Below are 23,118 nucleotides of genomic sequence, written 5' to 3' on the forward strand. Positions count from 1 at the left end.
CATGCTTGGATTAGCGAAAGGTTTATCATATACCCTAAAAAACTTAACACGCAAAAAGGTTACTTATGATTACCCGAACGAACCGCTTCCAGTACCAGATCGGTTTCGAGGGATTCAAAAATTTTATCCTGAAAAATGTATTGTATGTAATCAGTGTGCGAATATCTGCCCGACGGAATGCATTCAGTTAACAGGTAAAAAGCACCCAGACCCGAATAAAAAAGGCAAAATTATTGATACGTATGATATTAACTTTGAAATATGTATTTTATGCGATTTATGCACAGAGGTTTGCCCAACAGAAGCGATTATTATGACAAATAACTTCGAATTGGCCGAATACAGTCGTGATGAATTATTTAAAAATCTGGAATGGCTTGACGAAAATGATGAGAATATACGGAAGGTGAATAAAGCATGACGTTATCAGGTGAATTTCTAGCGTTTTTGTCACTCGCGGTCGTTTCGGTAATGGGCGGAGTGCTTTTATTGAACCTTACCAAAGTCGTGCATGTGATAGTGGCGCTTGTTTTTACATTTATTAGCATAGCGGGAATCTTTGTTTTACTATCAGCTGAATTCCTTGCAGTTGCCCAAATCTTACTTTATTCCGGTGCCATTACGATTATCATGTTATTTGGGATTATGCTTACCCGCCACGATGATACGAGTGAGACGAAAGCAGGTGGCTTACGCAAGGTGCTTCTGTTTTTAGGTGTTCTCGGATTTGCATTTTCAGTTTATATCGGAATTTATAACCTCGATTTTGGGCAAGTGCCAAATACATTACATGAAAATAACACTGAGCAAATTGGAATGGCCCTCTTTTCGAAGTATATCATTCCGTTTGAATTAACCTCAGTCTTGTTATTGGCTGCTCTTATCGGAGCTATTATTTTAGCGAAGAAGGACGATGAGAAGGGAGCGGAGAAGGAATGAGTTCAGTTCCCATTTCAGCCTATCTGGCTCTGGCATTAATTTTATTCTGTATTGGTTTATACGGCGCTTTGACAAAACGAAATACAGTCATTGTCTTAATTTCCATCGAGCTCATGTTAAATGCAGTGAATATTAACTTAGTAGCTTTCAGCAAATACGGTGCTGTGCCTGCGATTACAGGTCAAATCTTCGCCCTTTTTGCCATGACAGTCGCTGCAGCAGAGGCTTCGGTCGGATTAGCGATCTTAATCGCTCTTTACCGTAATCGAAAAACGGTTAATATTGATGAAATGAATTCAATGAAAAACTAGAGGTTCTCTAACTTGGCCTCAATCAAACACGCTGATTCAACAGAAAAAAAATAAGGCAGCGTGTTCAAAAAGGGGATAGTGATATTGATGGAGAATGCATGGATCATACCGCTTTTCCCGCTTTTATCATTTTTATTCCTTATCTTTTTCGGCAAACGGCTTAAAGGTGCGAGTGCTTACATAGGAATTCTGCTTTCGCTTGCATCATTTGTCTACTCCTTGTTGGTGTTGTTCGAAAGGTTTTCTTCGCCAACGCATAAGGCAGAGGCTGTTTGGCTGACGATCGGGGATATTCAGTTAACAGCGGGTTTTGAAGTAAATCAGTTAAATGCATTAATGCTTGTAATTGTTTCACTCGTCAGCTTCCTTGTACACACATATTCAAAAGGATATATGCACGGGGATGACAGGTTCCATGTTTACTATGCTTATTTAGGTTTATTTACCTTTGCAATGCTAGGGCTTGTTCTATCACCTAATCTATTGCAAACATATATATTCTGGGAGCTTGTCGGTTTAGGCTCATTCCTATTGATTGGTTTCTACTTTTATAAGGAAGAAGCGAAAAAGGCTGCTAAAAAGGCGTTTATCATGACGCGTATTGGGGATGTGGGCCTTTTAATCGGAATGATTCTCTTATTCTGGCAGGTTGGCAGCTTTGAATATGATGAAATCTTTGCAGCGGTAGCCGCTGGATCGATTTCAACAACAATGATTACATTAACAGCTATTTTAATATTTGTCGGAGCTGTTGGGAAATCAGGTCAATTTCCACTTCATACATGGTTACCGGATGCAATGGAAGGACCGACTCCTGTTTCAGCTTTAATCCACGCGGCAACAATGGTTGCAGCTGGGGTTTACTTAGTGGCTGCATTGTTCCCGCTATTCACAGCTAGTGAAACCGCGTTGATGACAGTTGCGACCATAGGTGCCATTACAGCTATTTTCGCAGCAAGCATTGGTCTAGTCCAAACCGATATTAAAAGAGTATTAGCTTACTCAACAGTCAGCCAGCTTGGTTATATGATGCTCGCGCTTGGATCTGCTGGTTATGTAGCTGGTGTGTTCCATTTAATGACACACGCTTTCTTTAAGGCATTGCTATTCCTTGCTGCAGGAAGTGTCATCCATGCTGTTCATACACAGGATATTGAAAAAATGGGCGGATTATGGAAGAAGCTTCGTGTGACAGGTCCATTGTTCTTAATTGGAACATTGGCGATTAGCGGTGTACCTTTATTTTCTGGATTTTTTAGTAAGGATGAAATCTTAATTGCAGCGTGGGCACATGGGAATACGGTGTTATTCTGGCTCGCTGTTATCGCAGCATTCTTTACGGCATTCTATATGTTCCGTCTATTCTTTATGGTTTTCTCAGGAGAATCCCGCTCGGATATGAGCCATGTAAAGGAATCGCCTGGCGTGATGACGATTCCAATGGTCATTCTCGGTATTCTCGCTGTTGTAGCTGGCTACGTGAATACACCATGGTTCGGAACATATCTTGGGGACTGGTTAACAGAAGGCAATGCCGCTCTTGGACACGGTCATATTGAAGGTCCATCATGGATTATGATTGTGGCAACTGTAGTTTCGCTGCTGGGAATCTTCCTTGCTTGGCTGATTTATTGCAAGCGTTCTTTATCACGTGACTGGCTTGGCGCAAAAACGATGTACAATATTTTATATAACAAATACTATATAGATGAATTTTACGAGCTGACAGTAGTAAAGGTGATGAAATTCTTTAGTCTATTCCTCCACTACATCGAGACCTTCCTAGTTGAAGGGCTTGTAAAAGGGGTATCGGCAGCTGTATCTGGCTTAGGCAGATTAGGTTCGAAGTTCCATGATGGTCAAGTACAAAGATATGGAACGGTTGCTTTTGTCGGCTTAGCCATTTTAATTGTTGTATTTGCAGTAACAGGGGGGTATTTGAAATGAACTTTGATTACTTTCTAACCTTTTTAGTTTTCTCCCCTCTGCTTGGTGTTTTAGTATTATCCTTTATACCGAATACGAAGGAATCTGTCATCAAAACAGTTGGATTCCTAGCGACTCTTCCTGCTCTGCTTTTGTCATTGGTAGCCTTCTTTCAGTATCGGGCAGGGGTATCTTTGGAAGAATTAAGTGAAAATGTACGCTGGGTTCAATTCGCTGATCCAGACACACTAGGAAACTTGTTTTCTATTAATTATGAGCTAGGGGTAGACGGTTTATCCCTTATCATGATTGTATTAACGGCGATCCTATCAACTCTAGCAGCAGTAGCTTCCATGTATATTAAAAAAGAATGGAAGGGTTATTTCATGCTATTCCTTCTTCTTGAAGTAGGAATGCTTGGGGTATTTGCTGCAGAAAACTTAATCTTATTCTTCATCTTTTTTGAAATTACGCTTATTCCGACATTCTTCCTTATTGGAAAGTGGGGATATTTTGAAAAGGAAAAGGCTGCATTTAGCTTCTTAATTTATAACGGTTTAGGATCAGCTGTGCTTCTGATTGTGATCATGGTGCTATTTGCCCGCACAGGGACATCTAATATTAACGCACTTGCTTCCATTTTAGCAGCTGATAGTCAAAATTTAGTTTTTTCTTCAGGTACGAAAATGGGCTTGCTCATTGCGATGCTAATTGCTTTTGGAGTAAAGCTTCCAATTTTCCCATTGCATAGCTGGATGGTACGAGTTCACGTACAGGCGCCGCCATCAGTCGTTATGCTTCACGCAGGGATATTATTAAAAATTGGTGCTTACGGAATTATCCGCTTCGGTATGGGAATTTTCCCTGAGCAATTCCAGGACATAGCTGTCCTCATTGCCGTCCTAGGGGTCGTGAATTTGCTTTACGGAGCATTCCTTGCATTGATTCAAAAAGATTTCAAAATGGTTCTTGCTTACTCGTCCATTTCCCATATGGGAATCGTCTTAATTGGGCTAGGCGCTATGAATGAGGCGGGAATACAAGGAGCTATTTTCCAAGTGGTTTCACATGGTTTGATCGCAGCTCTTCTATTCTTCCTGGTTGGTGTATTTTATGAGCGTCTGGAAACATCCAATATTAAGAATCTTGGAGGCTTGGCAAAGGGGATGCCGATCACAGCTGGCTTTTTGCTTGCAGGGGCAATGGCTTCATTAGGGATGCCAGGAATGTCAGGGTTTGTTAGTGAATTTATGGCCTTCCTTGGTTTATTTAAGGAATTGCCGATTTTGGCTGCAGTTGGGGCACTGGGAATTATTTTAACAGCCGTTTACCTGCTCCGAGCCGTTTTAGGTATTACTTATGGAAAAGCACATCGGGAGTTTGCCGGTGTAACGGATATTCGCAATAAGGAATGGGTTCCGGCATTAGTTTTATTAGGAATCATTGTTTTGATTGGTGTGTACCCAAGTGTCTTAAGCGACCCGCTGACTTCGACAATTGAAACTATTATCTTTAAGATTGGAGGGTGATGAAGGATGGATCTGGAAACATTATTATCGTATAAATGGAGCATCATGACACCTGAGTTCATCATCCTTGGTGTAGCAACATTACTTACTTTGTTAGATTTATTTATGCCGAAGTCTGTGAACAGAAAGGTTCTTGGCTGGATCGGTCTTACTGGTATATTGGCAGCCATCGCTTCGTTAATTAGCTTGCTTGGACATGGCCCAGAATCAATTCTGTATGATACTTTTAGATTGGATTCATTTGCGAAGGCATTCAAGCTGTTATTGCTAATTGGAGCTGCATTTGTCATGCTTCTTGCGATAAGCTATGAGCCGAAAGAAGGGATAACGGAGTATAGAGGAGAATTCTACTATCTTTTTCTAGCTGCTTTACTTGGCGCGATGATGATGTCTTCAAGCGGCGATTTAATTACACTGTTCGTTGGCCTTGAGCTTCTTTCCATTTCGTCTTATATTCTCGCTGGGATACGGAAGAAAAACCTTCAATCCAATGAAGCATCCATGAAATACGTCATTAATGGCGGGATTTCGACAGCGATTACCTTATTTGGGATGAGTTATGTTTATGGGATTACAGGAACGACGAATCTACTCGATATGGCTCGTAGTTTACTAGCACTTACGGATATTCAGCATATATATCTGATGGGCCTTGCTTTATTTATGATTCTTGTTGGTTTGTCATTTAAGCTGGCAACGGCACCATTTCATATGTGGGCACCTGATGTGTATCAAGGGGCACCAACACCTGTTACTGCTTTTTTAAGTGTTGTTTCAAAAACAGCAGGATTTATCATCATTGTTCGTATTATGATGGTCGTTTTCTTCAACACACCATCTTCCTATATACCAAATTCAATGCCGCTTTTAATAAAGGTTCAGGATTACATTGCTTTCCTAGCAGCGGCAACGATGATTATTGGGAATGTTATTGCATTAAGGCAGAAAAACATTAAACGATTATTTGCCTATTCAAGTATCGCCCAAGCTGGGTACCTTCTCGTTGTATTGGCATCCATGTCCGTATTTATGTTTGATACGCTTTGGTTTTATCTAGGGGCATACTTGTTTATGAACCTTGGCGCATTTGCGATCATTCAGCTGATCACGCAAAAAACAGGCTCTGAGGATATTTCACAGTTTGCTGGTTTATATCGAAGAGCACCTATTCTTGCGATCGCGATGGCGATATTTATCCTAAGCTTGGCAGGAATTCCAGGAACAGCGGGCTTTATCGGAAAACTAAATATCTTTATGGGCGCATTAGCTGTAGAGCCAGCCCATTATGTATTAGTATCGATCATGATCGCAACAACAGTCGTCTCTTATTTCTACTATTTCGGCGTTATGGTCCAAATGTTCTTTAGACCAGCAGCTGAGCAAGAGAAAATTAAATTGCCGATTGGCCTTGGTATTGTCATTGGTGTCTGTGCATTTGCAACCATCCTCTTTGGGGTAGCGCCAAGCATTGCATTTGATTTCTTACACGAAAACTTTAATTCATTTAGTGACTTCTTCCAGTAAGAGGAGTTTTACAGGGGTAGAGGATTTAATAGGGGTAAGGATAAATATTTAACAGGCTTTTCGATGGAGGTAAAAAACTGGCCTATCCGTGATTACGGATAGGTCGTTTTTTTTATTGTATAGTAATTCATGACCATTGCTTTCTGTAGAACCTTTGAAGCATCGATAGGAACGATTAAAACTTTTTCTAAATCAGCACCTTTAAGTTCTTTTGCGAATTGACTTCTTCTTCTTAACCCTTGTTTACTATTAGATAGTCTCATTGACTATGTCCTCCTTGTCGGGTGGGTGATTGAGTTGAACTTGGTTAAGTACTTCAATCGTAACATAGTCACTGGGACATTTTTGTTTCTAAAATCATTATTTCATACACCAGGAAATTATAATTTTCGCTATCTGTTGATAACTAGAGATATAGTTTATCTACGTTCAGCTCCAGCGCCTACCTCCGACGTACAGGACGTACTAGTGTCGACAATGCGACAGGATAAGGAAAGCTACGTTAGCGAGACATCGCACGACCAAAAGAGAAGCCTTTGGGAGGACGTCGCGCTTTTGTAGACCTCGAGGTCACAAGCTTGTCTAGTTACGGCTCCTAGGGACTCGCGTCATAAGCCGATCCCTTCCAGAAGACAAAGAACGTCTTCTTACAGGGCTCGTCTTATGCAGTCGTCCCTAAGCAGTCGCCTTCACATTTCGATCAATCCTCCCAGAAAAGTAAAGAACACCTTTCCGTGAGGCTCGTCTTGTGCTTGTCGGAGGTGAGCACAAAGGAAAGCTTCCTTGAATAAACTTCGCAGAAACAATTTGATCTGTAATTGTTTCGAAGGCGCTTCCGCATTTGTTCGGGAGTAAGTCTCTTATTTGATTCCTTGAAGATTCAGCTTGCAGAAACGAGCTATCTCTATTTTTGTGATATAAAGGAATTGGTTTATGCACTTGGAAGTTAAATTTCTTACTTCGATATTCTGGAAACCATCAACAGCTGGGACCTGTGAAACTGCTGGATCTTGTTCTTTTAGGATAAAATGAAACTATTAACTTGTTAAAATCACTTGTCTTCAGAGAACTTTGTTAACTCGATCCGGCCATGTTTTTTCGTGACGAACTGTCATCAGACTGAGGAATTGGTGCCTGTTTTGCCGAAAAAATCGAGAGCACCGGTAATAAAACACTCTATGAGACCACTTTTTCCATTTTTTCCAGCTTGATGCGGTCTCGTGAACTTCCTATGAGACCACATTTTCTCTTTTTATAGCTAGAGGGGGTTCCGTGAACTTCCTATTGGACCACTATTTACCTCTTTCCAGCAAGAAGAGGTCTCATGAAGACTCTATGAGACCACATTTTCTTTTTTTCCAGCAAGAAGAGGTCTCATGAAGACTCTATGAGACCACTATTTCTTTTTTTATAGCCAGAAGAGGTCTCATCAACTTCCAATGAGACCACTTTTCCCCTTTTTCCAGCTTGTCTGGCCTCATCAAACCAGATTAGTGGTGTCCGTCACGCAGAAAATACGAGCACCCCGTCATCAAACAGCATGGATGTTTCTCACCACTATATTTTTCGATTACACCAGTCACCAACTAGTGCAATCAAACTCCGTCCATTTAATTTTCCCCCTGCTCCCCGCAATTAATCACACTTTTTTAACTTTCATCGCTCTTTGAAGTGTAATTCCTATTCTAAAAGGGAAATTAATGCTAATATAAAAGGCGGATTGTAAAGTAATTGGCGGTGATTTATGAAGGGAGTTTGTATTCATGATGTCAGGATTTGGACAGCAGGCCTTACTTAGTATTATTTCACACTTAGTTTTTATTGCAATTTCTTGGTGGGCACTACAGGCACTGCGCTTTGATCAGATTTTGCGTCCTAACCATGTAATTCAAGCAAGGGTACTCTACATATTATTATCGATTGTTATCGGGTCGGCAGTAAGTAATTTTTTCCTTGATTATCTGTTATGGTCAAGGCAGCTACCTCTTATTTTACAAACAATTCTTTTGTAGAGAAATGATTTAGAAATCAGCTTTAATCCCAAAAACGAGATAATATCCGAAAAACATGTTAATATAGGTCTTCGTACATGTTTTCATTCACTTGGTAATTGAGTACAATTCTATTTGGTGTGCTTCCAATTTACGAAAAGAGATAAATAATCCCAATTATTACGTTTGTGAATATAATAAAGTGAACTTCAAGCAGTGGGGGTCATACGACGCACAGGATGTGCTAGTGCCAACTTTGCCACAGGATAAGGAAAGCTGCGGCAGCAAGACATCGCACGAAGAAAAAGCGTTTTTCTTTTCCGAGGACGTGGCGCTTTTTGTTGGCCACCTCGTTTACCTGCTTAACAAAATAGGGAATATTTATTCCTTTTCTTAGTTTAGTTACAACAAGAAAGGCCATAGCAACATAATCATCGTACGAGTAAAAGCGATCGCTTTTCCGAGAACATGGCTGTTTTAGTCTGCGTTTATTTACTAAGCGGACGCCTTCCTGCTTTCTATTGTCAAAAAGTGACGACATTTCCCAAGTATGCTCTTCTTCTCCTTGGTAACAATGGTATTAAGGGGGAGGAAGTAGATATGAAGACCACGAAATTAATTTTGTTAATTATTGGAATAATCGGTTTTGTGATAATAAACATTGGGAATAAAACGACTGTAGCCAAAGGGGAGTTTGACCTCTTGGCGTTAGCCTCCATTTTACAGGACGAGAATATTTTGATCACTGAATGGTCTTTACATGCAAGAGAAAAAATGGAAAATGTCGAAAGCCTTGAGCAGGTTCAGAACTTTACAGAGAATTTAAAGCAACAATATTCTAATTGGGAATGGACCAGTAAGTCATACGAGAAACATTTGGAAACAGTGGCTTTTTTAAACTCTAATGCCCAAAATGAAACAATAAAAATTCTTACGACCCCCACAAAGGGTCAAGTTCAGACGTATCTCATTTATGAGGTCAAAGGAAAAGGTTGGCATGAAAAAGTAGAGAAAAACATTTCAAAACAATTGCAAAGCAGAATTTCTGACATTTTTCGTGGAAATGCCACATTTTTCTCTTGTTTAAAAGGCGAATTCAATGATAAGATTGATAAGACTTTGTCTAATGAAATGGACCATTTATTGACAGCCTTTAATGCAGAAGAAGTTGAAGCGTTAAGTGAGGAAAATTTCATTTCCACATCGGCTTATTCAACAAAGTTTGATAAATCCATTGCAACGAAAAGCAAGGATATGAATTTGCAAATTGCAATTAGAAATCAAGGATTGGGCGGGGAGACTAACCTTGTAGTTGGCACACCCATCATAACGATTGAATATTAATATAGAGAAAATGGACGCGGAGGGGAATACAATTTGGAAAAAATCATCGTCCGCGGCGGAAAAAGGCTAAGCGGTATAGTTAAAGTAGAAGGAGCAAAGAACGCTGTCTTACCAGTTATCGCCGCAACACTATTAGCAAGTGATGGCAAAAGCGTAATTCGTGATGTACCGACACTCTCCGATGTATACACGATCAATGAAGTATTACGCTATTTAAACGCAGAAGTGGAGTTTAAAAATAACGAAGTAACTGTAAATGCATCTCGAGAGTTAAAGGAAGAAGCACCTTTTGAATATGTTCGTAAAATGCGTGCTTCAGTTTTAGTAATGGGGTCATTGCTCGCCAGAAATGGCCGTGCCCGTGTAGCATTGCCTGGTGGATGTGCTATTGGTTCTCGCCCAATTGATCAGCATTTAAAAGGCTTTGAAGCAATGGGTGCTACGGTTAAGGTTGGAAATGGGTTTATTGAAGCTGAGGCAGCAAATGGCCGCTTATATGGTGCAAAAATATATCTTGACTTTCCAAGTGTTGGTGCAACGGAAAATATTATGATGGCTGCTACCCTTGCAAAAGGAACAACCATTTTAGAAAACGTAGCGAAAGAACCGGAAATCGTAGACTTAGCAAATTTCCTAAATAAAATGGGCGCAAAGGTAAAAGGCGCTGGTACAGGTACTATCAAAATAGAAGGTGTCGATCAATTATTTGGAACAGAGCATCATATTATTCCAGACCGAATTGAAGCGGGCACTTTTATGGTTGCTGCTGCAATTACAGGCGGCGATGTACTTGTAAAGGGTGCTGTTCCTGAGCATTCCACTTCCTTAATTGCAAAAATGGAAGAAATGGGTGTTATGTTTATTGAAGAAGCTGATGGGATTCGCGTATTAGGACCTGAGAAGCTAAAGGCCGTTGATATTAAAACGATGCCACATCCTGGCTTCCCGACAGACATGCAATCACAGATGATGGCTTTATTACTGCATGCGAACGGTACGAGTGTCATTACTGAAACCGTATTTGAAAATCGCTTCATGCATGTTGAGGAATTCCGCCGCATGAATGCCGATATTAAGATTGAAGGTCGTTCTGTGATTATGAATGGTCCTTCCGACCTTCAGGGAGCTGAGGTAGGGGCAACAGATTTACGCGCAGCAGCTGCACTTATTCTTACTGGATTGGTTGCAGACGGAGTGACACGAGTAACAGAATTAAAGCATCTTGACCGCGGATATGTGGACTTCCACGAGAAGCTTGCCGCTTTAGGTGCTGATATTGAGCGAATTCATGAAATGGATGAAACAGCTGTCCAAGAGCGTAGCTATGTTTCCGATATGAATGCATAATTAGTGGTCCCTATATATCTGCAATTAAGATAAAGTCACGCAAGATCAACCTGTCAGACATCTGACTGGTCGATCTTGCGTTTTTGCTTTCAAACCTTAATAGCTTGATCTAATGAAAGGAAATTCATGCATATATAAGTAAAAAAATATTGTCATAATAGCCTGTTCAAGACCATAAAAATGAAAAGAGACGAGACTCGTAGATAAGAGTCTATAGAATACATTCTTATGGAGGCTTAAATCATGACAAAATTCAAACCTATCATCGCACTAGCCGCACTGCTGTTTTTCATCACACTCTTGATCCCTTCTTTGTTAGTACTCCCTTTTACAGAGGATAAGGTAACCGGCAAGTTAGGGGAGCAACTAAAAAAGGAAGGTAGCACAGCCCGAACAGCATCTTCTCCTACTGAATCTTCCATAGAAGTAGCCGTTTTTCGAATGGAAAAAAAGAAAGTTGAAAAACTTCCGCTTGAGGAATATGTTGTTGGTGTAGTTGCTTCAGAAATGCCGAGAGAATTTGAAAAAGAAGCTTTAAAGGCTCAAGCCTTAGCAGCAAGAACATATATTGTTAATCAAATGCTAAGTAAAACGAAGTCAGAATTGCCTGGAGGTGCACTTGTTACTGATACAGTGGAACACCAGGTATATAAAGATAAGGAAGACCTAAAAAGAATATTTAAAGCGGATTATAACTGGGCGATTAAAAAAATTACGGAAGCGGTTAGAGAAACAAGCGGGCAGATTATAACATATGATGGTTCTCCGATAGATGCAAGTTTCTTTTCGACAAGTAATGGATTCACGGAAAATTCTGAGGACATCTGGTTAACTCCATACCCATATTTGAAAAGTGTAGCAAGCCCATGGGATTTAAAATCACCTAAGTTCAGTGATCAAAAAGTATTATCCATTACAGAATTTGAGGCGAAGCTTGGGGTGAATCTTCCTAATAATAGTACAATCGGTACGGTAACAGAGAGGACTGCTGGAAAGCGTGTAGGTAAGGTTGAAATAAACGGTAAGGTTGTGAAGGGGAAGGAAATAAGGGAAGAGCTCGGGCTCAATTCCACAGACTTTACTTGGGAGCGTAAGGGCGACAATATTGTCATTAACACAAAGGGTTATGGGCACGGCGTTGGTATGAGTCAATATGGGGCAAATGGAATGGCAGCTGAGGGGAAAAACTATAAAGACATTATAGCCTATTATTATCAAGGAGTAGAAATCACCGATTCAGATAATATTTTAACAAAGGTCTTTGCAAAAAAATAAAGGTGTCAGACACCGCTCGTGAACAAGAAATTGAAGGAGTTACCTTAAAGATGGTAGCTCTTTTTTATGCTTTTTATGTAGTTAAAATTAATTTTATCGAGCACAGAAAAAATTTTTAACAAAAATGTATAATTTCATCAATCATGTCGAAAAATAATCGAAAAAAATATTTTTTACAAAATGTATATAATTCTTCTAATCTGTTCAGAATGATTGCTGAGGTGATGATAAATGAGAGAGGAAGAAAAGAAACGATCTTCTCAAAAATCCAGCTTTAAGAGCTTTTTCAAGAAGCGTTGGGCATTCCCAGCTATCTACATTGCAACAGCAGCAATCATTCTAACCGCGGTCCTTTGGTATCAAAACACAAATAACAGTGCAACGGATCCAAAAAGCCTAGATAATAAGGCGACTGATGTTCAAGGCAAAAAGTTCAACGATCCAGGAATTGAGGTTAACCGTACTATGGAAAACTTCACGATGCCTGTAAAAGACGTTGATTCAGCTGTCATTCTAAGAAAATTCTATGATAAGAATGGCAAGTCTGAAGATCAGGAAGCGGCACTTGTGTTTTACCAAAATCAATACCATCAAAACACAGGTATTGATATTCGAATGGGAGAAGGCGAAACATTTGATGTTGTAGCATCACTAAGTGGGACTGTTACAAAAGTGGATGAAGATATGCTTTTGGGAAATGTCATTGAAATTGAACATGACAAAGGAATTGTAACCCAATATCAGTCAGTTAAAGAGATCGTCGTTGAGGTTGGCCACGAAGTGAAGCAAGGACAAGTTATTGCAAAAGCTGGAGAAAGCATGTTTGACGAAGAAAGCGGTGTACATGTACATTTTGAAATTCGCAAGGACAATGTAGCAGTAAATCCGCAAGATTACTTACAAAAGCCGTTAAGCACATTACAGGAGCTTGAGCAATCCGATAATACGGAATCAGCTGATGAAAAAAATTCAACAGAAGAAAAAGATGCCGTAGAGGACAAAACTTCAGATGATGAGTCTGAAGAAGATAAATCAAGCGATGAAGAGAAGGATTCTGGAGACAAAGAAAAACCTAATAACAAGACAAAAGAAAATACTAAAGAAAATAAAAAAGAATCCTCAAATGCATAAGAAAACCCGCCAATGGCGGGTTTTTTAATTACAACTCAAAATTCGAGTTATGAATGAGTTCAGGATACAAAATCGACAAATTTCCCGAGAAATACCGGAGCTTATGTCATTTTTCTTCATAAAATCTGGTATATTAATAAACTGTAACAAAAGACTGATTGGATTAGTTATGTCATTTGGAGTAAATAAAAATGATTATCTACGCAGTTTTTTTTCGGGAAGAGGCGAAGAATGATCTCGGTTGATTATTGAATTTGAATTAGTGCTCCATTTTTATAGGAAACAATTACTTCCTTACCAGCGAGTTTTTGATAGGAATGTGCTGTGCCGTATGGAACCATTAAGACAAAATGGTTATTATTAGAGATGAATTCAACTGTCTGTTTATCAACAGCACCAATGACCTTTGCTTTTTTATAAAAAATGTTATCAAGAATGATAAGTTTTTGATCGATAAGAACCATATTTTTCGTCAGATTGTTTTGCTTTTTAAGCTCCTCTACTGTAATACCAAATCTATTTGCGATACTCCAAAGAGTGTCTCCAGGGGCAACAGTATAGACAGCAGCACTTTGCAAAGAATCTCCTGGTGTTTGAAGCTTTACAGGAACCTCTAGGGTTTGTCCGATATAAATTTTGTCGGAAGTAAGCTTATTGATACTTTTTAGCTCTTTAATAGATATTCCATTTTCCTTTGAAATACGGTAAAGAGAATCTCCTTCCTTGACTGTATAAGTGCCGCTGAGTGCTTTTGCTTCATTTGTTGTTAATGCAAAAGATGAAGCAGTAATTGCTGCGGCAAGTGATGCTCCAGCAAACGTAACCTTCCGCTTTCTAGCCTTTGTTCTCCTTTCTGCCATTATTCTCTCTTTACGACTTTGCATAATCATCGAAAACTCCCCTTCTTCTAACAACTAGGAAATAAATGGATAAATATGGTACTAAAACCATAAATATGAATAGCTATTCAGACTCATTTTATTTGAATCTATTAATGTCGAAAATAGGGATAATATCATGATAATTGAGGCTTTTTGTCTCCTTCTTATCCACTAGGTTAGTATTCAAGATGCAGGCAAGAAAGACTAGATATGTTGCTGATTATGGTAATGAATTCCTATAAATATGAAAATAAAGATTCGGAAAGCAATGTTTACATTGTAAAGACATAATTTATTAAAAAAGAAAATGTCGAATGATAAGGTAATAAGACTTAGTTTTGTACAGTGAAAATCTTCCTGAATTAGGTGTTTAGATCTGGTGAATTTGACATTTGTATTATTTTATATATATATATCAGGAAAATTATTTTATTAAATAAGATGAGTTATATTTGGTAAATCGTCAAATTTTCAAAAAACTTTTATAATACCTTGTCCCTATTGAGTATTTCGTGCATATATCAGCAACCAAGCTAATACACTGATACAAACCTACAAAGAGAGTGTTTGAGGTGAGGAGTCGTTTAGCAGTAACACTGAATGTGCCTCGGGACATGTTTATTCACCGTAAGTTCAGAAAGTAATGGCTTTCTGCCGCATGAGTAAGATCATTTAAGTACCCTTTTTTTCATGCGGAATGGAGTATAGGTCAAGGCGAAAAAGCGAGTCTCATTTCACGCTTCTCACATCCAATTTAGGGAGGGCGAGTGGTGTGCACGATTACATCAAAGAGAGAACTATCAAGATTGGAAAGTATATCGTGGAGACGAGAAAAACAGTTCGCGTCATTGCGAAGGAGTTTGGCGTATCCAAAAGTACAGTCCATAAAGACTTAACAGAAAGACTTCCTGAGATTAACCCTGAACTGGCGAATGAAGTGAAGGAAATTCTAGATTATCATAAATCAATCCGACATTTACGCGGGGGAGAAGCAACAAAAATGAAATATAAGAAAGAGGAAATGGAAGGAGAGGTCGTCAAGTAAAGAAAACTCGCCGATTGGCGAGCCTTGGAAAGGCGAAGACAGAGGCGTAGTTGCACATATCGCGCTCATATATGCCACGTCCTGTGGCATTCGGCCGACTAGGACTTCCTCGTAAAAGCTATCGCTTTTCCTTCGTGCGATGATAATCGCTATCGAAGCATTCCTTGTCCTGTCCGTCGTACTTCATTCCTAAAATTGGCAACTACGTCGAATTATCTTCTGCGCTGGCAATTTATGCTTTCTTAATGTGTAAAAAAATCCTAAAGCGACTGATCGGCTATGATATTCGAAGTGCAAAAGCAATCGGCAATTTCAGCTGGTTGCTTTTTAAATATGCAGCAGGACCTATGAAAGAAGTGAAAATGACCAATATTCACCTAATCTTTTCTACCTACGACAAATTTCTTCAAAAACTCTCACAATTTCTGACAAAATGTTATTTAAATTTCAATGAGTGTGGTAGAATATTGAATTAGGATAGAACTTAGATCGTATATCATAAAGTTTATAGTTTCATACATGAGATGAAAAAATCAAAAATATAGCGAGGTTCGCTTAACATAGCTGAAAACATAAGAAATTGTGCCTGGCTTAGGATCGGGCGCTTAATTATGTCCATAAGTCGAAAATGGCGGACAGTGCTGGCCAGTAATCAAGGAGGAACGAATAAAGAATGTTTGCAAGGGATATTGGAATTGATTTAGGTACGGCAAATGTGCTCATTCACGTTAAAGGCCGTGGAATTGTATTGAATGAACCATCAGTTGTTGCAATTGATAAAAACACGAATAAGGTACTTGCAGTTGGTGAGGAAGCACGTCGTATGGTCGGGCGTACTCCTGGAAATATTGCAGCTATTCGCCCTCTTAAAGATGGAGTTATTGCAGACTTTGATGTCACAGAAGCAATGTTAAAGCATTTTATTAACAAATTGAATGTGAAAGGCTTTTTATCAAAGCCACGTATTTTAATCTGCTGTCCGACAAACATCACTAGTGTCGAGCAAAAAGCAATTAAAGAAGCAGCCGAAAAAAGTGGTGGAAAGAAGATTTATTTAGAAGAAGAGCCGAAAGTAGCAGCAATTGGTGCCGGTATGGATATTTTTCAACCGAGCGGAAATATGGTTGTTGATATTGGTGGGGGAACGACTGATGTGGCCGTTCTATCCATGGGCGATATCGTTACTTCCTCTTCTATTAAAATGGCTGGGGACGCATTTGACAATGAAATTCTCCAGTATATCAAACGCGAGTACAAGCTTCTAATCGGGGAAAGAACATCTGAAAATATTAAAACAGGCATAGGTACTGTTTTCCCGGGTTCCAGAAATGAAGAAATGGAAATTCGCGGACGCGATATGGTTACTGGTCTTCCTAGAACCATTACTGTTCGTTCAGAGGAAATCGAGTATGCATTAAGAGAATCAGTCTCAGTTATCGTTCAAGCAGCGAAAAGTGTATTAGAACGCACACCACCAGAATTGTCAGCAGACATTATCGACCGCGGTGTCATTCTAACAGGTGGAGGAGCACTTCTCCATGGCATTGACACCCTTCTAGCTGAAGAATTAAGAGTCCCTGTACTTATTGCTGAAGATCCAATGGATTGTGTTGCAATAGGCACAGGAATCATGCTTGATAATATTGATAAGCTTCCTAGCCGAAAGCTTGGATAATGAAAAAAAGAGCCCGCCAAAATGCTGGCGGGTCTTTTTTTATACAACAGTTCCCTATAGATTGTTGATTTAACTAACATATAAAAAAACATAGAAACAGTAAGAAATGCTTTTTTCGAAAAATTTAATGTTTATTTCGTGGATTTTTTTTATAATAGAAATAGCGTCTAAATCTGTGAAAAATTAAGCTTTTATACATAAATATAAATCCAAGTTTTTACAATGAGGTGAACTTTATGTTCAGAGGTTTTTATACAGCTGCTTCCGGTATGATCGCTCAGCAAAGAAGAACGGAAATGTTAACAAATAACATGGCAAATGCCAATACACCTGGCTTTAAAGCTGATCAATCCTCTTTACGTGCATTTCCCGAAATGCTTCTGACGCGATTCGACCAGCAAACGAGTTCTACTCCAAAAGGGGTTAATCTTCCCTTTAATAAAAAAATTGGTTCCCTAAACACTGGAGTATATATGCAAGAAACGATTCCTGCTTTTATGCAAGGGGATTTAAAGGAAACGGGAATTTCAACAGACATTGCCTTGATGGATGTTTCCTTGCCGGAGAATAGCAGTGTGTTTTTTACAGTTGCTGGTCCAAATGGGGAGCAGCAGTATACACGAAATGGAAACTTTACAGTTGATGGACAAGGATTCTTAACTACGGCAAGCGGATTATACGTTTTAGACGAAGCGGGAAAGCAGATACAGCTAACAAGTGACCAATTTACCGTGAATGAAAATGGTGTTTTAACTGGTGAAGCGGGAGAAACAGCAAGACTAGGGATTGCCTTTTCAAATGATCCAAACCGACTAATTAAACAAGGAGACGGTCTGTATCGTACAGAAGATGGCAATGCTCTCGGCAGCGCATACAATGAAGCCGGTGGTGGCTTTAAGCTTCAGCAAGGATTTATCGAGCGGTCTAATGTAGATGTTGGAAGAACGATGACCGATATGATGACAGCATACCGTGCATTTGAGGCCAACCAGAAGGTCCTTCAAGCATATGACCGCAGCATGGAAAGAGCAGCAAATGAAATCGGACGAATTGGGTAAGAGGCTACAGACATTAATAATTAATTTTGTAAAAAAATGTCCCGAGAAGCAGTTATGAGACCGCCGAATCTTGTTTTTAACGTAAAAAAGGTCTCATGAAGCAGTTATAAGATCAGCAAAGCTCATTTTATGAATTAAAATGGTCAATAAATACAGTAATAAGACCACCCAGGCAAGATTTTCGTAGAAAAATAGTCAATAATATATATAACCCGATAAGGGGGATGAAATATGAACAGAACAATGATCACTGCACAAAATACATTAACCCAGCTGCAAAAGCAAATGGATATTGTCAGTAATAATATGGCTAATATTGATACGACTGGCTATAAGCGCAGAGAAGCGAATTTCACCGATTTGCTTGTTCAGCAGTTCAATAATCAGACAATACCTAATGCTGAAGGAAATCGGTTAACACCTAATGGGATTCGCGTAGGAGCGGGGGCCAAGCTTGGTCAATCTCAGCTCGTAATGACACAAGGAAGTTTAAAAACAACTGACCGGCCTCTTGATGTGGCTTTCACGACTTCGGGTCAATATTTTCGTGTATTAGAGCAAGGGGAGAATGGTTCAGCTGTACGCTATACAAGAGATGGCGCCTTTTATTTAACGCCGTTATCACAAAATGAAACAATGCTTGTGACGGCTGATGGCTATCCTGTACTAGATGAGAATAACAATACAATCACCATTACTGGAGATGTGAAGGAATTTAAGGTGACAGAGCAAGGAAGATTGATTGCGAAGATGAATAACGGAAATACAAGCGAATTCAATCTTGGAATATCCCTTATAAAAAAACCTCAATTTCTTGAACAAAAAGGAGGCAATCTCCTAGGTCTTCCAGAAAATTTCGAGGAATTAAATACGCCTGTAGAGGATATTTTAACCGAAATGAATGGGCCTTTACGTAATCAAATTGCTGTTCAGCAGGGTGCTCTTGAACAGTCAAATGTTGATATGGCAAAGGAAATGACCGAATTAATTAATCTCCAACGATCCTATCAATTTCAGTCTAGATCCATTTCAATAGCCGATCAAATGATGGGACTTGTCAACGGAATTCGTTAAAGGGGAAATCGAAATATGGCTTTGAACAATAATAATCAAGAAGCAGCAAAATCGCGTGAACAATTTAAAAAAGAAAACACCGTTAAAGAAGGATCAAAACGTAATCGACGTATTCGCGTGCGTATGATTCCTATTTGGCTGCGGATTATCATTGTTGCTGTTTTAATTCCCTTAAGTGCAATTGCGGGAGCCGCTTTCGGATATGGCGTCGTGGGCGACGGGGATGCTAAGGATATTTTTAAAAAATCAACCTGGACGCATATCAAAGACCTTGTTGAAAAAGAATAAGTGTAAATGTTAAGGAAGGGGAGACCCTTCCTTTTTTTAGCTAATCGGAAGGTTTAGGTTTATTAACGTATTAAAGTAAAGTGTGTTTTCAATAAAATATCTGCTTATAAGATCGCATAAGAAAAACTAAGGAATTCACCAAAAAAGGACTTACTTTTTGATGCATTATTGGAACGATATTATGAGGTTGATAGTTTATATGTTCCAGAGGTTGATGAAGTTCCTCTTGCCGACGTAGTCATTCCTACTGAAGCTAGCGACCTTGATATGTTTTTGCATTTTATTTTTCGATAAGCATGGAAATGAACTTGATATTGAGCCATATAAATACGGATATATCATCAAAGATGATAAAGGCTACTTCAAAGAAGATGGTACCCTTGTTGATGCTTATGTAAAAACAGTTTTTCCAACTAGGTGGCTCTTGTTTTCGTTTTTTCCGCGAATATCTTCAAAAGTGGAAACTAACGAAGCTTTGTTTCCACTTTTCCACGATTTTTCTAAAAAACAGGAAACTATACGGCTCTTATTTCCATTTTTTCCGCGAATATCTTTAAATTTGGAAACTAACGAAGCTTTGTTTCCACATTTCCACGATTTTATTAAAAAAAGGGAAACTAAGCGGCTCTTGTTTCCATTTTTTTCGCGAATATCTTTAAATTTGGAAACTAAAGAAGCTTTGTTTCCACTTTTCCACGATTTTATTAAAAAAAGGGAAACTAAGCGGCTCTTATTTTCATTTTTTCCGCGAATATCTTTAAATTTGGAAACTAACGAAGCTTTGTTTCCATTTTTCCACGATTTTATTAAAAAAAGGGAAACTAGGCGACTCTTGTTTCCCTTTTTTCCGCGAATATCTTCAAATTTGGAAACTAAAGAAGCTTTGTTTCCACTTTTCCACGATTTTTCTAAAAAACAGGAAACTACACGGCTCTTGTTTCCACTTAGTAAAACTTTAATTTAATATAATTTGAAATATGTGGAAATTTATGCGTAATTCGTTTTATGCTTTCCCGATAGACAGGGATGATGGAGTTCTAACAAGCCTACCTATGTTCTCAAGTGTATCCAGCTTCTCATAAAGAAGGTATGGGATATAGTATAAGTTAACGAATAAAAGGACAAGGTGAGGTTTGTTATAATTTCTATTTTTGAAAGAAGTTTTTGACGAAGATGATATCCCTTTGCGAATTACGATTTTTTTTAGTAAAATAAAAATATTACACCTAATATTAGGAGGAGGTACTAAATATGTTGGATATCCAGCAAATTAAAGAAATCATTCCCCACCGTTATCCATTTTTACTTATTGATAGAATTCTTGAAGTTGAGGAAGGGCATAAAGCAATTGGCATCAAAAATGTAACCGCGAATGAGGAATTTTTTAACGGTCATTTTCCAGATTATCCTGTCATGCCAGGGGTGCTTATCGTCGAAGCATTAGCACAAGTTGGTGCTGTTGCCATGCTAAAAAAGGAAGAGAACCGAGGCCGCCTAGCCTTTTTTACTGGAATTGATAAATGCCGATTTAAAAGGCAGGTAAAGCCTGGCGATCAGCTCCGTCTTGAAGTTGAGATGATTCGAATTAAAGGACCAATTGGTAAAGGTAAAGGCATTGCAACTGTTGATGGTGAGCTTGTGTGTGAAACGGAAATTATGTTTGCATTGCAGTAGGATTTCTCCTAACTTGTCAAAAAATACTTAGTGAAAAGCCAGCATATAAATTGCTGGCTTTATTTTTTTGCTAATAGGGTATGCTAATTTTTATTCCATACTTAAGTTAATATGAGGCTTCGAAATAGTATCTGCAAAAAAGATCGCATAAGTAAAACTAAGGCATTCGTTGGAAAAAATTGACGAATGCCAAGTTTTTCTAATGCAAGTTGCAACTGAATTTGGGAAATATAACAGAAGACCAAGTAAAAAAGGTCACCATAAATTGATTGAAAGGAGCTATTTCTTATGATTAAAAAGTTTATAAGCATCATTGGAGGATCTTTCCTCGCAGCGATACTTTTCGCCGGATGTGCGACAAATGACCAGGAACCGCCTCCGGAAAACCAAAATAATAACATCAATACCCCAGGAGTGAATGATAATAATGGAAACAATGGTGTGAATGACGATTTAGACCGAAACAATGATATTCAAAATAACAATAACGACATTAATACAGATAACGATGGGGACATGATGAAAGATCAGAACGATCCTGGTGAAGAACCAATTGAAGATAAAAGAGATCGGAATGACAAAGATAATGTAGATAGATAATTTATTCAGATTGGCTTGAAATAACAGTTACAAACCATAAAACTCCCAACAGGATGTGGGAGTTTTATTCGTTTTTTATGGCTGTCATCTGAGGCTTGCTTCGAACAAGAGTTTTAAATTCTTTTAAGAGCTCCTCACCTGAAAGTCCTTTGCTAATCAGCTTCTTTAAAACAATTTCTGCATAATCATAATTCGTTTTCATAAGTTTTCCTTCAAAAAGAATACTGATATGCTCTGTTAGCTGTTTTATTGTAACAATCTTTGTTAGAAATGCAGCTGGGCTGTTTTCCTTTTTTGTAATAACAACTTGAACAGTAACATCATCACCTTTTTTGCTAAGTTGTTGGAAGTAGTCAAGATAGGAATTATTAATGTAAGCCTCAAGCAGCCATTTGCTAATATCGTCCTCTTGATTGATAATCAACCCGTCTTCAAGTTTGATATCCACCAATGAATCTTCTTCAACAATCTGTAACGAGATCAATTTAAAAGTCTTCATCCTATTCTCCTTTCGAAATTTATCGTTATTGTAAGATCCAAAACGCTTCTGATTACCCAAATTATAACATAGACACTTAAACGAATCGAAATTTCGTCTTAGAAGTTGTTAAAAAGGAACAATAATGAACATTTATACATGTCGAAAATTATTTATTGCGTTGTCAAAAAATGAATTATCTACTCATTTTTCGTCAACAACAATACCTTTTACCTATAAAAATTCCTGTTTTTATAAACATTATCAGGTGAAAATTATATTTTGCACTTTTTACGGGTACATCATGTAGAAGCTATGATAATGGCATCAAGTAGAAAGGAGAAATACTTATGATTAATCAAGTAACATTAGTTGGTAGACTGACAAAAGACCCTGAGCTAAAAAGAACAGCTGAAGGTACTCCCGTAACCAATGTAACCCTAGCTGTGAATCGCCACTTCCGCAATCAGCATGGGGAAATTGGGGCAGACTTTGTCCAATGCACACTTTGGAAAAAAACCGCGGAAAATACTTCTCGCTATTGCCGAAAGGGCTCATTAATCGGCATCACCGGTCGAATTCAAACGAGACATTATGATAATCCAGAAGGCACTAGAGTCTATGTGACCGAGGTATTGGCAGATTCAGTAAGATTTCTTGATCAAAAAAAGCAAGAGGAAACATGGATTGCAGCAGGGAGGGAGGCATGACTAATTGAATGTCGCACGTGAGAAGGAATTAGAAAATTTAGTTGAGGCCTTAATAAGAATGCTCGGAAAATCGAATGAAAGGGTGAATGACTTAAATAAGCGGGTTAATCAATTAGAGGTCATTCTTCGTGAATCGATATTGCAGGGCTGCAACCCAATCCAAGCAGGAGAGAATGCTACACATTCTCCTAATTATACTTCATGAAAATATCCTCGGGTTTTCCATCCCCCTTTCCTACAATACAGAAAATCAATCGACTCCCCAAACATCCTCATTCTCACCGGCGCTTATTGCGCCGGATTTTTATTTATGGAGGG

The 23,118-nt window shown here is 38.7% G+C and carries 24 protein-coding genes; 21 read left to right on the top strand and 3 right to left on the bottom strand.

What is annotated here, in order from left to right; translation table 11 throughout:
• The first annotated feature begins 1 nt into the window (after position 1).
• The 6 genes from nuoI (at position 2) to nuoN (ending at position 6,229) form a co-directional block, all read left to right on the top strand.
• A complete protein-coding gene (gene nuoI, locus KHA94_RS07775) occupies positions 2–421 on the top strand; it encodes an NADH-quinone oxidoreductase subunit NuoI (protein ID WP_213101579.1) in 420 nt (139 codons plus the stop codon).
• A complete protein-coding gene (locus KHA94_RS07780) occupies positions 418–939 on the top strand; it encodes an NADH-quinone oxidoreductase subunit J (protein WP_213101580.1) in 522 nt (173 codons plus the stop codon). Before nuoI ends, KHA94_RS07780 begins: the two co-directional genes overlap by 4 nt.
• Entirely contained in the window at positions 936–1,250 is a 315-nt protein-coding gene (nuoK, locus tag KHA94_RS07785; protein ID WP_213101581.1) for an NADH-quinone oxidoreductase subunit NuoK, read from the top strand. The genes KHA94_RS07780 and nuoK overlap by 4 nt, the downstream gene beginning before the upstream one ends.
• Positions 1,251–1,334: 84 nt before the next feature.
• The gene (gene nuoL, locus KHA94_RS07790) at positions 1,335–3,197 is read left to right on the top strand and encodes an NADH-quinone oxidoreductase subunit L (RefSeq protein ID WP_213101582.1); all 1,863 of its coding nucleotides are present in this window, start codon (positions 1,335–1,337) and stop codon (positions 3,195–3,197) included.
• Positions 3,194–4,705 carry a complex I subunit 4 family protein gene (locus KHA94_RS07795; RefSeq protein ID WP_213101583.1) on the top strand — a complete coding sequence of 504 codons (1,512 nt, stop codon included), beginning with the start codon at positions 3,194–3,196 and terminating at the stop codon, positions 4,703–4,705. Before nuoL ends, KHA94_RS07795 begins: the two co-directional genes overlap by 4 nt.
• Positions 4,706–4,711: 6 nt before the next feature.
• Positions 4,712–6,229 carry an NADH-quinone oxidoreductase subunit NuoN gene (gene nuoN / locus KHA94_RS07800; RefSeq protein WP_213101584.1) on the top strand — a complete coding sequence of 506 codons (1,518 nt, stop codon included), beginning with the start codon at positions 4,712–4,714 and terminating at the stop codon, positions 6,227–6,229.
• Between the two features lie 92 nt (positions 6,230–6,321).
• Here nuoN and KHA94_RS07805 read toward each other — a convergent pair whose 3' ends face one another.
• Positions 6,322–6,492 carry a hypothetical protein gene (locus KHA94_RS07805; protein ID WP_213101585.1) on the bottom strand — a complete coding sequence of 57 codons (171 nt, stop codon included), beginning with the start codon at positions 6,490–6,492 and terminating at the stop codon, positions 6,322–6,324.
• 1,500 nt (positions 6,493–7,992) lie between these two features.
• Between KHA94_RS07805 and KHA94_RS07810 the strand changes: the two genes are divergently transcribed.
• The 5 genes from KHA94_RS07810 to KHA94_RS07830 all read left to right on the top strand — a co-directional run bounded on the left by KHA94_RS07810 (position 7,993) and on the right by KHA94_RS07830 (position 13,317).
• Positions 7,993–8,241, top strand: a complete 249-nt coding sequence (locus KHA94_RS07810) for a DUF1146 family protein (RefSeq protein WP_213101586.1) — start codon at positions 7,993–7,995, stop codon at positions 8,239–8,241.
• A 579-nt stretch (positions 8,242–8,820) separates the two neighbouring features.
• On the top strand, positions 8,821–9,564 hold the full coding sequence (locus KHA94_RS07815) for a YwmB family TATA-box binding protein (RefSeq protein WP_213101587.1): 744 nt from the start codon (positions 8,821–8,823) through the stop codon (positions 9,562–9,564).
• A gap of 33 nt (positions 9,565–9,597) precedes the next feature.
• Positions 9,598–10,911, top strand: coding sequence for a UDP-N-acetylglucosamine 1-carboxyvinyltransferase (gene murA / locus KHA94_RS07820; protein WP_213101588.1), 1,314 nt, complete (start codon positions 9,598–9,600; stop codon positions 10,909–10,911).
• A gap of 243 nt (positions 10,912–11,154) precedes the next feature.
• Entirely contained in the window at positions 11,155–12,186 is a 1,032-nt protein-coding gene (gene spoIID, locus KHA94_RS07825) for a stage II sporulation protein D (RefSeq protein WP_213101589.1), read from the top strand.
• Between the two features lie 231 nt (positions 12,187–12,417).
• Complete coding sequence (locus KHA94_RS07830; protein ID WP_213101590.1) at positions 12,418–13,317, top strand: stage II sporulation protein SpoIIQ; 900 nt, start codon at positions 12,418–12,420, stop codon at positions 13,315–13,317.
• Between the two features lie 245 nt (positions 13,318–13,562).
• Here KHA94_RS07830 and KHA94_RS07835 read toward each other — a convergent pair whose 3' ends face one another.
• Positions 13,563–14,207: a LysM peptidoglycan-binding domain-containing protein gene (locus KHA94_RS07835; RefSeq protein ID WP_249365399.1), complete on the bottom strand. Its 645-nt coding sequence runs from the start codon at positions 14,205–14,207 to the stop codon at positions 13,563–13,565.
• A 763-nt stretch (positions 14,208–14,970) separates the two neighbouring features.
• Between KHA94_RS07835 and spoIIID the strand changes: the two genes are divergently transcribed.
• From spoIIID to KHA94_RS07870, 8 genes are all read left to right on the top strand, one after another.
• A complete protein-coding gene (gene spoIIID, locus KHA94_RS07840) occupies positions 14,971–15,243 on the top strand; it encodes a sporulation transcriptional regulator SpoIIID (protein ID WP_057772888.1) in 273 nt (90 codons plus the stop codon).
• Positions 15,244–15,916: 673 nt separating this feature from the next.
• A complete protein-coding gene (gene mreB, locus KHA94_RS07845) occupies positions 15,917–16,918 on the top strand; it encodes a rod shape-determining protein (RefSeq protein WP_213101591.1) in 1,002 nt (333 codons plus the stop codon).
• Between the two features lie 236 nt (positions 16,919–17,154).
• Entirely contained in the window at positions 17,155–17,976 is an 822-nt protein-coding gene (locus tag KHA94_RS07850; protein ID WP_213101592.1) for a flagellar hook-basal body protein, read from the top strand.
• A 231-nt stretch (positions 17,977–18,207) separates the two neighbouring features.
• On the top strand, positions 18,208–19,050 hold the full coding sequence (locus KHA94_RS07855) for a flagellar hook-basal body protein (protein ID WP_213101593.1): 843 nt from the start codon (positions 18,208–18,210) through the stop codon (positions 19,048–19,050).
• A 15-nt stretch (positions 19,051–19,065) separates the two neighbouring features.
• Positions 19,066–19,338, top strand: a complete 273-nt coding sequence (locus tag KHA94_RS07860; RefSeq protein WP_213101594.1) for a DNA-directed RNA polymerase subunit beta — start codon at positions 19,066–19,068, stop codon at positions 19,336–19,338.
• A 168-nt stretch (positions 19,339–19,506) separates the two neighbouring features.
• Complete coding sequence (locus KHA94_RS26250) at positions 19,507–19,632, top strand: hypothetical protein (RefSeq protein ID WP_275950872.1); 126 nt, start codon at positions 19,507–19,509, stop codon at positions 19,630–19,632.
• 957 nt (positions 19,633–20,589) lie between these two features.
• Complete coding sequence (gene fabZ, locus KHA94_RS07865; RefSeq protein WP_057772902.1) at positions 20,590–21,012, top strand: 3-hydroxyacyl-ACP dehydratase FabZ; 423 nt, start codon at positions 20,590–20,592, stop codon at positions 21,010–21,012.
• Positions 21,013–21,300: 288 nt separating this feature from the next.
• Complete coding sequence (locus KHA94_RS07870) at positions 21,301–21,612, top strand: hypothetical protein (protein ID WP_213101595.1); 312 nt, start codon at positions 21,301–21,303, stop codon at positions 21,610–21,612.
• A 64-nt stretch (positions 21,613–21,676) separates the two neighbouring features.
• On the opposite strand, the gene KHA94_RS07875 is transcribed toward KHA94_RS07870, so the two are convergent.
• Positions 21,677–22,111: a YwpF-like family protein gene (locus tag KHA94_RS07875; protein WP_213101596.1), complete on the bottom strand. Its 435-nt coding sequence runs from the start codon at positions 22,109–22,111 to the stop codon at positions 21,677–21,679.
• Positions 22,112–22,440: 329 nt separating this feature from the next.
• Here KHA94_RS07875 and ssb point away from each other — a divergent pair, with 329 nt between their 5' ends.
• A complete protein-coding gene (gene ssb / locus KHA94_RS07880; RefSeq protein ID WP_213101597.1) occupies positions 22,441–22,800 on the top strand; it encodes a single-stranded DNA-binding protein in 360 nt (119 codons plus the stop codon).
• Between the two features lie 4 nt (positions 22,801–22,804).
• Positions 22,805–23,005 carry a hypothetical protein gene (locus KHA94_RS07885; RefSeq protein ID WP_213101598.1) on the top strand — a complete coding sequence of 67 codons (201 nt, stop codon included), beginning with the start codon at positions 22,805–22,807 and terminating at the stop codon, positions 23,003–23,005.
• Positions 23,006–23,118: the final 113 nt, after the last annotated feature.

The sequence above is a fragment of the Cytobacillus citreus genome (genome assembly GCF_018343665.1).
GTDB lineage: Bacteria > Bacillota > Bacilli > Bacillales > Cytobacillaceae > Cytobacillus > Cytobacillus citreus.

What these genes read in the sequence shown, in the direction of transcription:
- KHA94_RS07795 (WP_213101583.1), top strand. Translation starts at nt 3,194, where the DNA reads ATGAACTTTGATTACTTTCTAACCTTTTTAGTTTTCTCCCCTCTGCTT.
- mreB (WP_213101591.1), top strand. Translation starts at nt 15,917, where the DNA reads ATGTTTGCAAGGGATATTGGAATTGATTTAGGTACGGCAAATGTGCTC.
- KHA94_RS07860 (WP_213101594.1), top strand. Translation starts at nt 19,066, where the DNA reads ATGGCTTTGAACAATAATAATCAAGAAGCAGCAAAATCGCGTGAACAA.
- nuoI (WP_213101579.1), top strand. Translation starts at nt 2, where the DNA reads ATGCTTGGATTAGCGAAAGGTTTATCATATACCCTAAAAAACTTAACA.
- KHA94_RS07810 (WP_213101586.1), top strand. Translation starts at nt 7,993, where the DNA reads ATGATGTCAGGATTTGGACAGCAGGCCTTACTTAGTATTATTTCACAC.
- fabZ (WP_057772902.1), top strand. Translation starts at nt 20,590, where the DNA reads ATGTTGGATATCCAGCAAATTAAAGAAATCATTCCCCACCGTTATCCA.
- KHA94_RS07855 (WP_213101593.1), top strand. Translation starts at nt 18,208, where the DNA reads ATGAACAGAACAATGATCACTGCACAAAATACATTAACCCAGCTGCAA.
- KHA94_RS07830 (WP_213101590.1), top strand. Translation starts at nt 12,418, where the DNA reads ATGAGAGAGGAAGAAAAGAAACGATCTTCTCAAAAATCCAGCTTTAAG.
- nuoK (WP_213101581.1), top strand. Translation starts at nt 936, where the DNA reads ATGAGTTCAGTTCCCATTTCAGCCTATCTGGCTCTGGCATTAATTTTA.
- KHA94_RS07835 (WP_249365399.1), bottom strand. Translation starts at nt 14,207, where the DNA reads ATGATTATGCAAAGTCGTAAAGAGAGAATAATGGCAGAAAGGAGAACA.
- spoIID (WP_213101589.1), top strand. Translation starts at nt 11,155, where the DNA reads ATGACAAAATTCAAACCTATCATCGCACTAGCCGCACTGCTGTTTTTC.
- ssb (WP_213101597.1), top strand. Translation starts at nt 22,441, where the DNA reads ATGATTAATCAAGTAACATTAGTTGGTAGACTGACAAAAGACCCTGAG.
- KHA94_RS07780 (WP_213101580.1), top strand. Translation starts at nt 418, where the DNA reads ATGACGTTATCAGGTGAATTTCTAGCGTTTTTGTCACTCGCGGTCGTT.
- KHA94_RS07870 (WP_213101595.1), top strand. Translation starts at nt 21,301, where the DNA reads ATGATTAAAAAGTTTATAAGCATCATTGGAGGATCTTTCCTCGCAGCG.
- KHA94_RS07815 (WP_213101587.1), top strand. Translation starts at nt 8,821, where the DNA reads ATGAAGACCACGAAATTAATTTTGTTAATTATTGGAATAATCGGTTTT.
- KHA94_RS07850 (WP_213101592.1), top strand. Translation starts at nt 17,155, where the DNA reads ATGTTCAGAGGTTTTTATACAGCTGCTTCCGGTATGATCGCTCAGCAA.
- nuoN (WP_213101584.1), top strand. Translation starts at nt 4,712, where the DNA reads ATGGATCTGGAAACATTATTATCGTATAAATGGAGCATCATGACACCT.
- KHA94_RS07875 (WP_213101596.1), bottom strand. Translation starts at nt 22,111, where the DNA reads ATGAAGACTTTTAAATTGATCTCGTTACAGATTGTTGAAGAAGATTCA.
- KHA94_RS07805 (WP_213101585.1), bottom strand. Translation starts at nt 6,492, where the DNA reads ATGAGACTATCTAATAGTAAACAAGGGTTAAGAAGAAGAAGTCAATTC.